We start from the raw sequence: 14,045 nt of genomic DNA on the forward strand, positions 1-14,045 counted from the left end.
GCGGCCATTGATTAACGTCCTGAATTTCTGGAGAAGCCTCGCCAGTCGATGGCTTTCGCACCAATGTCGAGGCGGCATTTGATTTCTATGCCGTCAACTTCGAAGCCCGTGCGAGTTTCGGTGAAAACGCCTTGCTGGCCGTCGAGATATGCAACTTCGACCAGATCGACGGCAGATGGCGAGGCTGAGAAGTAAAAAGCCTTTTCGCTTCCAGCGATACCAAAGCGCTCGATACCCTGATCAAGTCGTGCCTCGGAAATGACCGTGATGTTGCGGAATGATGGTGGAACCGCGTCTTGTTGGCCTGCCGGATAGAATAGCTCAAGAAAGGTTTCCGCATCCGTCTGCAATGCCTTCGGCACAATAAGAAAGACAGGCGCGAAATTCAAGAACGTGGCTTCGTCCGTTCCCGTCTGCAACCCCATCCGAAGGAAAGCTTCCGAAAAGCTGGATTTGCTGATCCAGTCCGTTGCGAGAAGATTTTTATGCTTGGAATGGAACAGGGGAAGCCCGTCGCCCATCGTTGGATTACCGATGATCTGCGCCCAAACCACATCGCTTTCAAGCTGTGCAGCCTGCACGCCGAAGGCGCGCGGAATGCGGGTGAAAGCCCCGATATCGTCATTGATAATGGTCTGCCGGGTCAGCGATACGATTTTACCGAAAGTCTCGACGTGGAACCGTTCGGAAGCCTCGCCCATATCGCCGTGCTTAAACTGGCCGTGTTCGCCGACTGCCTCAAGCGTTGGTGCCTCACTAAGCTGCACGCGGGCCACTTCTTTGAAATCGGGAATATAGCTGACCTTGGAGAGCGGACGGAAGGTCTGCGGAGCGGCTTCGTAACCGGAGCGAAGCGACTTGTTCAGCACGTTCGTCAAGATAGTCGGGAAGGCATCGGCGGTATGCATTCCGCTACTGCGAACCTGCATAGCTGCCTCGGCAATTTCTTGCCGCGACATGCCTCTTGTAGAAACACCGCCATTTTCCAGCGTATCGCGCGCCAACTCTACAAGTGAATAACCTACGAAGTCGCGAGCGCCTTCTGTAGTCAGCGGGTGATTTTCAGGATCGGCGCGATGCAGAAGTGCATTAGTAATTGCCTCTGCCCGGATTGCATCACGGCGTTGTTTGAAATGAGGATCAGGCATCGAATATCTTTCTAAATCTCCAACGCAGCCGGTCCGGCTGCGCGAATAATTTCGTGAGCGGTTTCCCCATCCAGAACACCTTTTTCCATTAAGGCAGATGCAAGTGCGGAAACCGCGATTTGGGTTTTGGGATTTTCGAGGAAAGCAATCACGCGCCGCTCAATGCGGCGAATGATGCGGAATACATCGCGGTCAGACGCCTGCGCTCCACCAGCGGCAATCAATGCGTCGAATGCAGCGGCGCAACTATCACAGGCCCCGAAACGACAAGAACGGATACGCCGCATGGTAGTTCGAATTTCTACAACGCCCGTTCCGGGCTTGACGCCTGCAAGCAAATCATCCGCGATTGGACCCGCGACCGCCAACGCGACGCGCTTGGCGGCGTCGTCGGAGGGGCGGACATATGAGATTAGCGCGGGAACGTCGATGCTTACTGAGGCAATCGATACCCCAAGGACGTGGGCCGTAACCGCGTGGCTGGCTTCGTGGCGAGCAACGCCGATTTCGCGCTGCCACGTTATAGAAGTCGACAACGGAACGTCGAGAACATCGCCGCGACCAATTGGCGGCTCATTAACAGCCTCGACCCATGCGCCTAGTGCGAGGTTACTCGCGCAACACTTGCGATAAATGAAGCTAACTTCGGGCGATCTTTGTGGTGTTCTCACTGCGCATAAACCTCAAACAAAACGGAGATTACAAAATCGGAAATACGCTCGAAAACCGGGGCCGTGTTGCCCGCGCCCTTCCGGGGGCCGCAAAAGATCGTTTTGCAGGGGGGCGTGTAATGGCGGGCGAAGTGGCGCTGGAAAGTCATCCGCAAGACCTCGCCAGAATGTCGGGCGAAGCCGAGTGCGAAGAGCTAACGGCAAGCTGCTGCGAAGCAACGATGGTTGCAACGCCATCAATGATGACAATGGACCGGATTGTAGAGAGATTGAAATCAGGCCGAAGAACGTTCGGCTCTATCGCCGCAGCGACGGTCTTATCAATCTGCGCGATATTATCGGCGGGACGGCTTTGAAGCCGTCCGCCTTCGGCGCGCTTCTTGCGGAAATAGGTAGCGCGGCTAATGCCGAGGACGATCCAAGGCTGAGACTGATTGAGACTACCCGATGTTACACTTTTCGCTTCCTCCTTATTATATACGGAAACAAGAGTGTAACCGGGAGTAGTCTCACCGTTTTCGACCTTTAGCTTTCCGGTCTTTATCCACCGATGGACAGTCATGCGCGTTACGCCGAGTTCCTTGGCGATACTTGTAACGGTGACCTTCTTCCGAGCCTTGCGCGCTACTTCACGCGCCGCCGCGCGCTCCGCGCGGCGGGCGTAACGCTGTTCCTGCGTTTCACCGCGAGCGCCGAGAAGCCAAAGTTGATGTTTTTCGCGCTGTTCTGGCGTAATATTGAGGCGTTCGCCGGTTTCTTCGACCGTCATTAGACCGCGCTCTTCCAGCCATTCATTATAGGTATGGTCGGTCAATTCCCGGTCGGCGTCGGGGAAATAGCGCTTGCAAAGAGCTTCAAACTTATCGCGAGCGTTGACGCCGTTACGGCAGCGTGAAATGTAGATGCAAGCATTAGCGAGGATTTCGATAGCGCCTTTCTGGTCTTTCTCGCTGCAAACCAGACCGGCCTTGAAAGCTCGCATGAAGAGCATCAATCGCACATCAGCGTCACCGCCTTTTGGCGATGGCGCTTTCTGTTTGTCGTCACGAACGATTTCATCGTCCATGTGATCCATGAACGTTTTCAACGGTTCGCTCCCGTGGCTTCGTGAAAATGGTTCCAGAAGTTAATGCGTGCATCGGGATCATAGATCGTAATAGCCGCGATCTGTTCGATACGGCGGCGGATATAAGCCATGGCCTCATCAGCATAACGGTTGGCTTCGGTATGATCCGCGCCCATGCCTAACCCTTCCGCTAGCAGATACCCACGAACAGAAGCATAGGTGTACGGCTTCACCTGCGCGAAGAGCCGCACCGCTTGCTTATCCAGTTCTTCACGCTTGCGGTGAGTGGCAGGAATAAGACGAACGGTCATGCCGCACCCCCGTAACGGCGCGGAGCGTCCGGCATCGTGCAAACTGCGCGTGCGGTAAGGAAATTAGGCTCGGACGTAGGCATGTGCGTTCCCTGACGAACAACTTGATTGTTTCTAAGTCCATCAAACAGGGGCACTGGTCGGCCTTGCGCATTAAGATAGCAACAAGCCGATTAAAGTCAATAAAAATGACCGAATAACCACTGGAACCATACTGAGGTTCAAGTTAATGTATAAATAATCTCCAATATATTACTTCGAAAACAAGCAATAAAATGGATCTATAAACACATTTTAAAACGTCCTTCAATAACATAACTCAAATGATGCTGATATTTTTCCAAAAAGCTTGCCGCCGACACTCCGAAATTGGGTTGAAATTGTTGGCGAGAAATACGGTTCGTTAACGGCTCAAATTGCAGCAAAAGAAGGCGCGGCAATATTGCTTGGGAAATGGCGTCTACAAACAGCCCTTTGACGTTAAGAATATCGCACGCAATAGATGTGAATTTGATCGCACCACAACTGGACTACCAAAACGCGGATACGCTAAAGCTCAGCTTGCGGAGTGAACGTCACTCACTGCAAAATTAGGGGGTATAAAATGCGTTTTGCTGGCAATGTTATATGGTTTGTTTTTGGGGGAGCCTTTATCGCGTTCCTTTGGCTGATTGGCGCAGTTTTGTTTGCGATCAGTATAATTGGTCTGCCGATTTCCCGTGCGGCTATTGAAATGGCTAAAATGTCGGCTTTTCCATTTGGAAAAGACGTCGTGCATGTACGTGAGCTAGACGCTAAAAAGCTATCTGCAACGACGGCGGCAACAGGTACGATTGGGTTCATCGCCAACATTATTTGGGCCTGCACGTTTGGGATCGTGCTATTCTTAACCTATCTGGTGGCAGGAGTATTCAACTGCATGACGATCATCGGCATCCCGTTCGGCCTTCAATCGTTCAAACTGGCAGGAATTTCGTTTTGGCCGGTTGGTCGTCGGGTTGTTCCTTCCGAACTGGCCCAAGTCGCGCGTCAGCGGAATGCGGAAGCCAAGCTCGATAAAATTCGCGGACTGGCTTAACCAACACCACACGTCTCCGGCGGCTGGCCCGCCGGAGTAATAATCGTGCCGCAATCGATAAAACGAAGCGGATTTTTCAGGTCTTCTAGACCGTTTATTTCAAAAGATCGTCTGCCACATCGCGGACGGCCTCGTCCCATTCCTGTGTCTTTGCATCCCATGCTTCTTCCGCCACTTTGCGAATTGGCGTTGAAGCAATGGGGCGTTCCAAACGATCAAAGATATCGTACTGCGCAATCGGCATTAATGCGCCTAATCGCCCTCCTATGTATAGAATTTCACCGGATATCGCTTCGGTAACACGAGCAATTTCCCGGATAGCAGCCGTAATAGTGTTATTTGTTACTTGCACATGGGCAATCGCTTCACGGTTTTGCGCGTTTGCTGCATGCGCTACATGTACGTGGCTCCATTCCGCTACATCCATTGCTCGGCTATTGAGCAACCAACGTTCAACCGTTGCAATCAGCGTTTTCGGAAGAACATCGTGCCTTTTACGGTCGGTCGGAGAAATACCAGCAAGGCGATCAAAGTGGCGATGCAATCTCTCCGATGTTCCGTACGCCAGGGGCCGGTCGTATCCACCCATATAGCGCCTTCCGGCTTCTTATCCTTCCAAAACTCTCGTGCCGCTGCTTCATAGTCATAGGGCAACCCGTCGAAACAAACGAAATTCTCGCGGGTCAATAACTGCCAATTAGCTTTGAGGTCAGTAATCAATCGAGGCAGGGAAATAACGTCCTTACGACGATCAATAAGGCGTCGGAGTGCCATGACCTGCATCGTGACATGTCCACTGACGAGTGTTTCTCCGATAAGCGTGGTATGCAGTGGCCCTGTCGGATTTTCGAGAGCCAGTTTACTAATGGCTGCAAAATTTGTGTCTCTCCAGACAAGAGTATGGATGACGTTCCAGATGGCGTGATCTGGATCATCGTCAAGCCATGTACTCCATTGTTCCCGCTTTTGACGGAACGTTTGCAACGAAACTCTGTCGGTCACATCGCAGTCGCGAATGTCGTAGATGTATTTGCCCATACCGAGAACATGCTCAAAGCATGTTGCAATAACAAGTGGATTTGAATGCTCTTCGACCTCCGCACTGCTTTCGCCTTGATCGCTTCGATATCGACAGCCGGGCCGGATTTTGGGGCCTTGGCTTTGGCTGCAAGCTCGGTATTCCGAGCCGCCAGCGCTTCCGCGCCTTCCTGCGCCGCTTTCACGTCTGCCTCAAGGCTTCTACGACGTCGGGGGCGAGCCGGAGCGTGACCGCTTTTTCGGGGCTTTCTTGCCGGGGCCTCGCGTGCGCCGAACCGCCTCCGCGAACGTCGTGCGCTGCGTGGCCTGTTCATCCGTCAATTCCGGCGCGTCGGGGTTAGAGGCGATTTCCCTTTGAATTTCCGCTTCCTCCGCATCTGTCAGCGGTCGGATCGCCTTTCGCTTATTGTTCGTCATATAACTTCCTTTCCTTCCGGCTGGCGCGGCGCATAGAAATTACCGAAAGCGCCTCAGTTCCAAGTAGGACGAAAATCGTCGCTATAACCGTCTCACCCCGGAACTCACCGACCGCCATCAAGCGGCCTTGCTTTGCGGGGTAAATCGCCGCGTTGTCAAAAAATTCTGTGGTCAGGTCGGCAAAGTCGAAACCAACGCGAACGTCGATTTCAGACCAGCCGAGAATTTCAGCGCAGGCGCATGAAAAAGGCCGCTAAACGCGGCCTTCTGTAAATCTTGCGGGCGTATGCCTGTAACTCGGTGGGAAAATCTTCCAACCGTGCCTTCCAGACGTCGGCGAAAAAGCAATCAAATCAATAATTTCGCTGCGGCTAACGTTATTGCGACGGACCTCCGCTACCATCGTCTCCTTCCAGCATATCGAACCTAAGTTTCGGGCACGCGTTACTGCTGTCGCCATCTGTAAAGCATTTTGCGGTGTAGCGTGACGCTCGTTTTGAGATTTTTGACGTTGGTTTTTACAGCAACCGTTTTTTGTGCATCGGTTTAAAAGGTCTCTAAAAGACCATTTACGTAATCTTTAAATCGCATCTGGCGGAAGCCACTTTTAGCCTGCCGGATAAATTCGCCAAAGAGAGCGCAACCAATCCGACATGGGCCGTTATTCAGTCTCTCAAATCCACGACAGGTTGTATCAATAATAATGCGGCGGCGGCTTCCCGTACATAAAGCCGCCGCCGCCAGTCGCGCTTTTCCCATCGCGCTATCAGCAAAAGAGCCGGAGCAATCTCCTTTGCTAATTCCTGTTATCCACCTCGAAGATGTGCCGTTCCATAGCAAGCTGGATAATGTCCTGAAGGAAGGCGTTCCGCGCATCGAGCCATTGAGCGTATGCGTCCCGCTGTTCCGCGGTAAGATTGCTCGTGTCGCGGAACGCCCGCACCAGTGTTTTATCACTGGCGCTGATGCCGTTCAGAACCTCGGTATAGAAGCCTATCAACTCAGGAACAGTGACCGGTTGGTCTTTCACGTTCTCAGATGCCGCCATCATTATTCAGTTCCTCCATGCAGCGCGCCCGCTCTGCCGCTGCTGATGGATTGCCCGATGCGTCCAAGCACCTTGTTTGCCACTGCTTTAGGATCGGCAGCACCGTTAATGACAAAGCTATTGTTTATGGTCTGCTGTGGTGGTCGCTTATCGACAATCTCCGCACTTATCGTCTGCCGCAACTGATCGTCGCCCAGCGTGACGATATTGCCGTTTGTAAGGACGGAAGACAGGCTATCCGGGCCGCTATAAGGCTTCGGCACATAGGGCGTGACGGCGTCCGGCGTAAGCGCTCCCTTGATCGTCTCTGCGCCTTTACCGGCAAGCCCCATCAAATAGGTCAACCATGCTGGAGGCTCAGGCCAATTGATCTTCATATCGAAGGTAAACAGGGATTTCAGTTCTTCGATTTTCTGTGTGAACCAATCCCGTATCTTCTGCCACGATGCCGACAGGCCCGCCGCCAACTGGTCGATCCAGTCACCGGCAAGATTATAGAATTGCTGCCCTTTGGCTTTGCCCCAAGCGGCAAGCGCCTCGGCAGGGATGACGCCTTGTTCAAGCCCCATCATGGCATTGGCCTGGTCTTTCACGCCCTGCCACATCTGCCCGAACCAGCTTTTCTCTACGTCCTGTTCAAACTTCTGCCAGCGCTCGGCATTCTTGCGCAATTGTTCAAGGCGTTCTTCCGGGGTGCGTCCGAGATCGTCAAGTATCTGGAAGCCCATGGACAGCATCCACGAACCGGCCATGACGCGGCGAAGCGCGGTCGCCATCGTGCGAGCACGTCCTTGCGTAGAAATTATCTGGCGAGCAGCTTGAGCGGCCCCTGAAGCAATCCCACGCAGCCCGGCTGCAACTATACGAGCGGAAGCGGCGAACAGCCCGAACACCCTTCGCGCTCCCTCTGCACCAAGACGCATGAGAAGCCAACCCTTGGCGACATTGCGTCCAGCGCTGTTGAACTTGAGGAAGAAGCCCAACAGCGGTAAGAGGCCAACCCGCATTCCGGCAAAGGCAAAACCAAGTACCTTTCCAGCAATCGAAAGCCCCATCAAAGCCGCAACGGTTGAAACGATTTTCTTGACAAGGCCGGGATTTGCGTCGGCAAAGGCGGAGAACCGATCAATAACACCGCCCACGCTTTCGGCCAACTCAACCAGTGTCGGCAACAGCTTGTCACCAATGATGATAGCACCGCGATTGAGCTTATTGACCAGCAACTCCCATTTTTTGACTGCGCCCTCTGCCTGTTTGGCGGCTTCCTCGGTCGCTGATCCGGCATAGTCGCTTTGATTGGCGACCAGTTGCAGAGCCTTTGCCAGAAGCTGCGGGTTGTCGATCAGCTTGGCGAAATCCTTGAAATAGTCCTGACCGACGATATCCTTGAGCGCGGCCTTGCCTTCGTCGCCCTTTTCCGCCAGTGTTTCGAAGAATTTCAGAAGCGCCGTTGGACCTTCATTCTGGATATCATCCAGAAGTTTCTCTCGCGAAACCCCCATGCTTTCAAATGCGGCGTCGATTTTCTTGCCACCCGCCAGAACGCGGGTGGAGAAGGCAACCATACCACGCGCCGCCGTTTCGGGAACGGAACCGGCTGCAACCATTGCTGTACCGATAGCAGCCATCTGGACGGCGGATAACTTCAGCGTACCCGCAGCGGCATTCGCCCGATTGGTAAAATCAGTGATTTCGTTGGCCTTTGCGGCCATATTGTTCGATAGATGGTTTGTGGCATCGCCAAGGTCCTCAATGCCTTCCTGATTGAGCTTGTAGACGTTGCGAAGCTTGGCGAACCGTTCCCCGATCTCCTGACCTGCCATATCGAAGGCGACAGCAGCTTTCGCCACATAGGTCGAGAACGCTTCGAGTTCCTCTTGCGGAACGCCGCCCTGCGCGGCTTCCGACATAAGTTCAAGAATGTCCTTTGCGGCGACCGGGATAAGAGCGCTCGTGTCCAGTGCGAATTTGCGCAACTGTTGGACACGTTCGACCGGCAAATCATTGAGGACTTTCTCAAGTCCCTTCATGGACTGGTCAAACTGCGCTGCCTTGATGACCGGCGCGCCGATAGCAAGCGCCTGACCGAATGCACCGAGGAGCTTGCTGCGCGCCTGTGTCAGCTTTGCTTCTGCATTCTTTGTCGCTTGTTCAAGGTTTTCAATCTGGAAGCCGTCCTTAATGGCACCGGAGAAGCCGTCTCCGAACTTCTTTATGCCTGCGCCGATGTTTTCCAGCGATCCCCGCACTTTCTGTGCAGGGCCGGTGAATTGGTCAACAAGCCGGATCAGAAGCGAAACATCCATGGCGGTATCCGATCAATGAGAAAAGAGGAAGCGCCGCCCGCAATTCCGGGCGACAAGCCGTTAGATGACGTTCTGGATGATGCAGCCGAGCGACTTGGCGCAAACGACTTCTTCCACCATTTCACCGACGCGGATGCGAGCGCCGCCTTTCAGGCCGACTTCCGGCGCGGGAACTGAACCGGCAATCCGGGTTTCATATTCCGCCGTAAAGCCCCACGTCAGAATATTGTCTTCCGGCGATGCCTTGGAGGTATCGACATAAAGCAACTGGATGGAGTTGCCCCACACCTTCACCAGATTGACCGGCTGGCCCTTGGCGGCTGCGTTCTCCATGGAAATGCCGATAAGCAGCCGCTTCGGATCGATCTCCAAGAGTTCAGCAAACTGTTCGCGGCTGATTGCGCCGTCTTCCGTCAAGCCACCTTTCGCAGCCTTGATCAGACGCGGGTGGCGCTTGATGACCTCCCAGACCTCCTGCCCCATCGACACCGTGTTTGCCCGGTAAACAAGCGGCTTGTTCATCGCGTCGTTAAGCATGGCAAACGGGTCGGATTTCTCGAAGTTGGAGAATTTCTGTTCACCGGAAAGCTCTATACGCCGTTGCGCATCGTAGTTATCCGGCTTCTGGACGATCCGGGCGGCGCGAACTTCGCGGCCCAGTTCAATCAGGCGGGACAATCCTTCAGTCGCGGCAGCTTCAGGATCATAGGTGCTGCGTTTGGTTTCCCGCGCCTTTTTCGCCTCGTCTATATCGGTGATGGGAATAACATCATCCAGACCATAATGCCGAACCGTGCCTTCGTTCGGTTCAGTCGAGAACTCAACCTGATTGACGCGACCTTTGCGGCCTACCTGCAATTCGGGAACAGTAAATGCCTGGGCGATCGGATAGGTCAGCCATGAAAAGCGTTCGGACATGACCGGAACGGGCGGCAGCACGCCGCTGTGAATCATGCCTGCATTCGGATTTTTATAGCCAATGGCGATTGCGGTTAAGGTAGCACTCACTGGAAAGGGGCGGTTCATGCGGTTTCTCCTGTTTAAAATCAGTCGGTTTCGGACAAGCTGGACGGATCGGACATAACCGCTGCCACGGCCTGCGAAATGGTAATTGAGCGGCCCAAAGCCGTCTGTTCGTGCTGATACGCTTGCGCACGGCTGGCAATGGAAAGTCCGATGCGGGCGGCGTCCTCGTCGCGGTTCGCCATGTCGAGCGGTTCCAGATAAAGCGCTGGACGGTTGACCAGAGCGGCCCCGTTCAGGCCCGTAATCCGGCGTTCTGCGTCATGACGGATGCTTGGAGAAAGATAGCGATAGGCTTTCGCGGCAATGAGTTGCGCGGCCCGCTCTGTCCATTCGATATGTCCCCATAGTGAGCCATCGCGTTCTTCCATGGCGACGATCCAGCCCGCAGCGGGCGCGGGCGTTCCCTTGGGTGCAAGAAGATCCTGCGCATGTTCGTAATCGACCGCCAGCGGACCGGAATTGGCTCGAAACGCCGCAATGACGGTTGCATGATCGTAAGCCCACGAACGCCCGTCACGCGCATCGATATGCGGCCCGGCTGGCAAAAGTTGCGCCCACTGGATGATTGCGCCGCCGCTCATTGCACCACCGCCAACGAAACCGGATTATTGCGCCGTTCGACTTCCGCGATAACCGGTTTGATACCGGCAAGCGGAATATGCAGCTTCGCTGCGATTTCTTCCGCCGACAGACCTTCTCGTAGCATCCGCTGCACGGGGACACCGAGCATCTTGCAGCGCGCCGCTGTAATTCTCTTGCGCAGCCGATAAACTGTGCGCTCGTGCACACGCAGGGCAACTGCGATCCGCCCAGCCGCATATCCTTCATCCGTCATACGGCTGACGGTGGCGAAAAGTCTCACACCTTTTTTATTCTCGCCCATAGGAAGCGTAAGACGTACTCCGCTTTTGCCGGTGCAAAAGTAACTGATGATCGCATCCGCAGCGCTTCTGCCAATCGCAAGCACAAGCCAATGATCGTCCCCGGCTTTATACGGAATGTAGACGGTGCGCCCACCGTGTTCCCGGCACAGTTTGAGGGCCTGATCCTCACCTATGAGTTCTTCAAGGATCTCGAAAATGGTGAGGCCGTCAAAATCATCAAAGCGATCTGAATTGTCGATTTTGCTCACTACTAACCGTCCGCCTGTTTTGGATAGGCGCAACAGTAGAATATCCTGACAATGTCAGAACGCCTGACACTGTCAGGGAAATCAAGGTTTTAGGGAGTGCTTGTAAGAAAACGGCGCGGAGGGGCGTCAATCCCTCGCGGGTCCGGTAAACCGTCCCGGTTAAACTGGCTCGCGCCTGCGCATAGGACACCATAACCGCCAAATTGGCGCAAGCCCCAAATTTGGCCGCTGGCGCGCTTCCCGCCTAAAGCCGCCAACCGAATTGCTGCGACGCATTAAATCGCGCTCCAAGGGCTTTTAAAGTGCCTCTAATTCAAAGTACGCGAGATATCCTGTCCGTCTTCAAAATAATCAGACTGCGTTTCCGGTGGCTCGCCTTCAGAGAGAACCTTTGTTGCCCAACCATGAGCTTCATCCAGATCAAAGCCGGATGGATAGGCAAGCCAAGCGGCAAGTATCTCTTGCTTCTCATCGGTCAATTCCCGGCAAACCTTCAGGAGCGGAGCCTTCTCATCAACCTTGTGTCGCAAAAGCTGCTCCGCCAGTTGCGGAATGAACCACTCATGAAGCCGCATTGCGAACGTCTTGCGGGGCCTTCCCAAAACCTTGCCGTTTGCGGATTTCTTGCGCCGTTTCTCTGGTTCCTTTTTGGGGGCCTTTTTTGCCGCCTCCGCTAATTCCCGCCAGCGCTCTTCCGCGCGGATATCGGCTAAGTGTCCCTCATACAGATGGTCCCTATACCGCTTGTCAAACTCGCGGTTTGTCCTCGGCACGGCTTCCCGCTCAACCAATGTGCCGAAAACGTCGGGCAGCGCATATTCCGGCGATTTTCGGGCCAGTTCTGTCAGACTATCTTTCGGCATCGGTGCGCGGGTCAGCCCTGCATGTTCCAACGCCTTCTGTTTGGTCGCCTCATTCATACGCGACCACGATTCAATGAAATTGCCGAGCAGGCGTGTCTGCTCATCCATACGTCCCTTGGTCGGCTCAATGACCTTCAAAGTCATCTTGAGATCGCCAGTCTCACGGAACGCTATTGCCGCCTGATGCTGCTTGACCGGCTCCATCTTCGCGAATTTGAGCAAAGCTGACTGATCGTTCGCGACTGGCGAGTGCCGCAAGGTCTCTTTCAAGTCGGGGTGGAGATGCGCCGCAATGCGGTAAAGCCTGTTCTCAAGCGCTCTTGAAATACCTAATTTTAACTCTAAGTCATTGAAATAATTGGGTTCTTTAATTATCTCATCATGAGATAATAATTTTCTTCTGCCTATTTTGATCTTTCCATGCTGTTCTTCCCAGCATTTGCGATAAGCAAAAAGAAAATCGGCACGCTCTATCTGCGACAACCCGGCAATATTAAGATTGTCGGTTATCTCCAACATACGCGCATCTTCTCTGCGCCGCAAGACCACTTCGATACGCTCTTCTCCGAGAAACTCCATCGCCCGCAGCCGCCGCGCACCATAGATCAACGTGTAAGGGCGTTCCGCAGCGCTGGACATATAGACAGCAATCGGGCTTAGCTGTCCTTGCTCCTTTATCAAAGCGGCCAAGGATTCCGTCGCCTCGTCGCTGACCGGACGCAAGCGGTCAGATGGCACCAATATATCACTAATAGGAAGCCAGCGGCGTTGCTGTTGCTGCTCACTTGTCATCGGACAGATAGCCTTTTTCGCGAAGAACGACTGTCACTAAGCGCCTAATGCCTTCCGGCCTTGTCGGTAAATCAGGCTCGTTTTTCCTATAAGCGTCAACGGCTTCAATGACTTCCCGAGGGAGGCGAACGTTGACCGCCTCAGTGTCTACCGCTGGACGTCCAATCTTTTTTTGCTTCATAGTTTTATAGCGCCATATATTGACTTGTTGGATTCATGGTGCCATAAATAAAGCAGCCGCGCAAGATGCGCTAACACCTTACGCGGCCTAACCGCAGGCAAAGGAGTAGACCCCATGCCCGAAGCTGTAGCCAGCAATAGCACAACTGCGCCCAAGCGTAACCCTGCCAGTGTGGTGTTAGACGCACTCGAAGACATTCAACATCGCCTAACGGCCCTTGCTCATATGGTTGGAGAAACACTGGATAATTCCGAACTGATTGAAATCGGCGTCGGCGTACGCTTCCTGTTCGACAGGGAAGTCGAAGAAATCAAGAATGTCAGGAGTTTGTTGCTGGCAGACGTATTCCGCCTGCACGCACTATTCCCCGAAATTTCCCGTAAGCCGTCATTCATTACAGAACTGGCAGAGCGCATCACAAGAATGCGTGTAGAAGCGGCCAGAGAAGCCGGGTTTGATTTGCCCGAATATTATTCTGACTGGTCAGAGGAGCAACAAGAACGCGTCTTCTACCCAACCTATGATCAATATAACGAGTTGATAGAGAAAGCGAACGGCTCTACCGATCTGCTTGAGATCGGCAGTATGTTGCCCTGGCTGGAAGTGAAAATCAGAAAAGAATTCGGCTTGAGCACCGGCTATGAAATGTCGCCGCAAGTCGCAGATGACCTCTATGCCGATCCAAAGAGTCTGCGCGACCAGTTCATTGCTGAAAAAATCAAGGAAGGCTATTCGCTTTCCCACATATCGCAATCGCTGAATGTCAAGATTTCGGCCATAGAAAAAGCAATGCAGCGGATGGCAACTCCGTCCCAAAAGGTCAGCGCGACAAAGGCCGCATAACCCATTCCACCTTGCCATTATTGATAGGCGTGGCCTTCGCGGGCCGCGCCTATTTTTTATGGCAATTTTGCCATGCCCTTTCGGCCTTCACTGGAAGGCAGCTACCCGCCAACATCAAGTCACGA

General features: G+C 53.7%; 15 protein-coding genes and 1 pseudogene. 2 read left to right on the forward strand and 14 right to left on the reverse strand.

What is annotated here, in order from left to right:
• Positions 1–11 precede the first annotated feature (11 nt).
• The 4 genes from FGI60_RS12070 to FGI60_RS12085 form a co-directional block, all read right to left on the reverse strand.
• Positions 12–1,148, reverse strand: coding sequence for a phage major capsid protein (locus FGI60_RS12070; RefSeq protein WP_138785377.1), 1,137 nt, complete (start codon positions 1,146–1,148; stop codon positions 12–14).
• Between the two features lie 11 nt (positions 1,149–1,159).
• The gene (locus FGI60_RS12075) at positions 1,160–1,819 is read right to left on the reverse strand and encodes a zinc metalloprotease (protein WP_138785378.1); all 660 of its coding nucleotides are present in this window, start codon (positions 1,817–1,819) and stop codon (positions 1,160–1,162) included.
• 145 nt (positions 1,820–1,964) lie between these two features.
• A complete protein-coding gene (locus tag FGI60_RS12080) occupies positions 1,965–2,906 on the reverse strand; it encodes a helix-turn-helix domain-containing protein (protein WP_138785379.1) in 942 nt (313 codons plus the stop codon).
• Complete coding sequence (locus FGI60_RS12085; protein WP_138785380.1) at positions 2,903–3,196, reverse strand: hypothetical protein; 294 nt, start codon at positions 3,194–3,196, stop codon at positions 2,903–2,905. Before FGI60_RS12085 ends, FGI60_RS12080 begins: the two co-directional genes overlap by 4 nt.
• Before the next feature lie 604 nt (positions 3,197–3,800).
• On the opposite strand from FGI60_RS12085, the gene FGI60_RS12090 reads away from it, so the two are divergent.
• Positions 3,801–4,274, forward strand: a complete 474-nt coding sequence (locus tag FGI60_RS12090) for a YccF family protein (protein WP_138785381.1) — start codon at positions 3,801–3,803, stop codon at positions 4,272–4,274.
• A 94-nt stretch (positions 4,275–4,368) separates the two neighbouring features.
• On the opposite strand, the gene FGI60_RS12095 is transcribed toward FGI60_RS12090, so the two are convergent.
• The 10 genes and pseudogenes from FGI60_RS12095 to FGI60_RS12140 form a co-directional block, all read right to left on the reverse strand.
• Positions 4,369–4,701 carry a hypothetical protein gene (locus tag FGI60_RS12095; RefSeq protein ID WP_138785382.1) on the reverse strand — a complete coding sequence of 111 codons (333 nt, stop codon included), beginning with the start codon at positions 4,699–4,701 and terminating at the stop codon, positions 4,369–4,371.
• Between the two features lie 38 nt (positions 4,702–4,739).
• A complete protein-coding gene (locus tag FGI60_RS12100; protein WP_138785383.1) occupies positions 4,740–5,312 on the reverse strand; it encodes a hypothetical protein in 573 nt (190 codons plus the stop codon).
• Between the two features lie 181 nt (positions 5,313–5,493).
• Positions 5,494–5,541, reverse strand: a pseudogene (locus FGI60_RS26815) (hypothetical protein); the annotation flags it as partial.
• A gap of 174 nt (positions 5,542–5,715) precedes the next feature.
• Positions 5,716–5,955, reverse strand: coding sequence for a BrnT family toxin (locus tag FGI60_RS12110; protein ID WP_138785455.1), 240 nt, complete (start codon positions 5,953–5,955; stop codon positions 5,716–5,718).
• Between the two features lie 570 nt (positions 5,956–6,525).
• The gene (locus tag FGI60_RS12115) at positions 6,526–6,780 is read right to left on the reverse strand and encodes a hypothetical protein (RefSeq protein WP_138785384.1); all 255 of its coding nucleotides are present in this window, start codon (positions 6,778–6,780) and stop codon (positions 6,526–6,528) included.
• The gene (locus FGI60_RS12120) at positions 6,780–9,083 is read right to left on the reverse strand and encodes a phage tail tape measure protein (RefSeq protein WP_138785385.1); all 2,304 of its coding nucleotides are present in this window, start codon (positions 9,081–9,083) and stop codon (positions 6,780–6,782) included. The genes FGI60_RS12115 and FGI60_RS12120 overlap by 1 nt, the downstream gene beginning before the upstream one ends.
• Before the next feature lie 60 nt (positions 9,084–9,143).
• The gene (locus FGI60_RS12125) at positions 9,144–10,109 is read right to left on the reverse strand and encodes a capsid protein (RefSeq protein WP_138785386.1); all 966 of its coding nucleotides are present in this window, start codon (positions 10,107–10,109) and stop codon (positions 9,144–9,146) included.
• A 20-nt stretch (positions 10,110–10,129) separates the two neighbouring features.
• Complete coding sequence (locus tag FGI60_RS12130) at positions 10,130–10,690, reverse strand: phage protease (protein ID WP_138785387.1); 561 nt, start codon at positions 10,688–10,690, stop codon at positions 10,130–10,132.
• Entirely contained in the window at positions 10,687–11,241 is a 555-nt protein-coding gene (locus FGI60_RS12135; protein WP_138785388.1) for a hypothetical protein, read from the reverse strand. The genes FGI60_RS12130 and FGI60_RS12135 overlap by 4 nt, the downstream gene beginning before the upstream one ends.
• Before the next feature lie 308 nt (positions 11,242–11,549).
• Entirely contained in the window at positions 11,550–12,896 is a 1,347-nt protein-coding gene (locus tag FGI60_RS12140) for a ParB/RepB/Spo0J family partition protein (RefSeq protein ID WP_138785389.1), read from the reverse strand.
• A gap of 295 nt (positions 12,897–13,191) precedes the next feature.
• Here FGI60_RS12140 and FGI60_RS12150 point away from each other — a divergent pair, with 295 nt between their 5' ends.
• Positions 13,192–13,920 carry a hypothetical protein gene (locus FGI60_RS12150; RefSeq protein ID WP_138785391.1) on the forward strand — a complete coding sequence of 243 codons (729 nt, stop codon included), beginning with the start codon at positions 13,192–13,194 and terminating at the stop codon, positions 13,918–13,920.
• Positions 13,921–14,045: the final 125 nt, after the last annotated feature.

This window comes from Brucella haematophila, from assembly GCF_005938105.1.
Classification (GTDB): Bacteria; Pseudomonadota; Alphaproteobacteria; order Rhizobiales; family Rhizobiaceae; genus Brucella; species Brucella haematophila.

Bases quoted from the DNA above. Each gene is read 5' to 3' on its own strand.
- FGI60_RS12100 (WP_138785383.1), bottom strand. From the start codon at position 5,312: ATGGGCAAATACATCTACGACATTCGCGACTGCGATGTGACCGACAGA.
- FGI60_RS12150 (WP_138785391.1), top strand. From the start codon at position 13,192: ATGCCCGAAGCTGTAGCCAGCAATAGCACAACTGCGCCCAAGCGTAAC.
- FGI60_RS12120 (WP_138785385.1), bottom strand. From the start codon at position 9,083: ATGGATGTTTCGCTTCTGATCCGGCTTGTTGACCAATTCACCGGCCCT.
- FGI60_RS12130 (WP_138785387.1), bottom strand. From the start codon at position 10,690: ATGAGCGGCGGCGCAATCATCCAGTGGGCGCAACTTTTGCCAGCCGGG.
- FGI60_RS12070 (WP_138785377.1), bottom strand. From the start codon at position 1,148: ATGCCTGATCCTCATTTCAAACAACGCCGTGATGCAATCCGGGCAGAG.
- FGI60_RS12115 (WP_138785384.1), bottom strand. From the start codon at position 6,780: ATGATGGCGGCATCTGAGAACGTGAAAGACCAACCGGTCACTGTTCCT.
- FGI60_RS12090 (WP_138785381.1), top strand. From the start codon at position 3,801: ATGCGTTTTGCTGGCAATGTTATATGGTTTGTTTTTGGGGGAGCCTTT.
- FGI60_RS12125 (WP_138785386.1), bottom strand. From the start codon at position 10,109: ATGAACCGCCCCTTTCCAGTGAGTGCTACCTTAACCGCAATCGCCATT.
- FGI60_RS12140 (WP_138785389.1), bottom strand. From the start codon at position 12,896: ATGACAAGTGAGCAGCAACAGCAACGCCGCTGGCTTCCTATTAGTGAT.
- FGI60_RS12095 (WP_138785382.1), bottom strand. From the start codon at position 4,701: ATGGATGTAGCGGAATGGAGCCACGTACATGTAGCGCATGCAGCAAAC.
- FGI60_RS12085 (WP_138785380.1), bottom strand. From the start codon at position 3,196: ATGACCGTTCGTCTTATTCCTGCCACTCACCGCAAGCGTGAAGAACTG.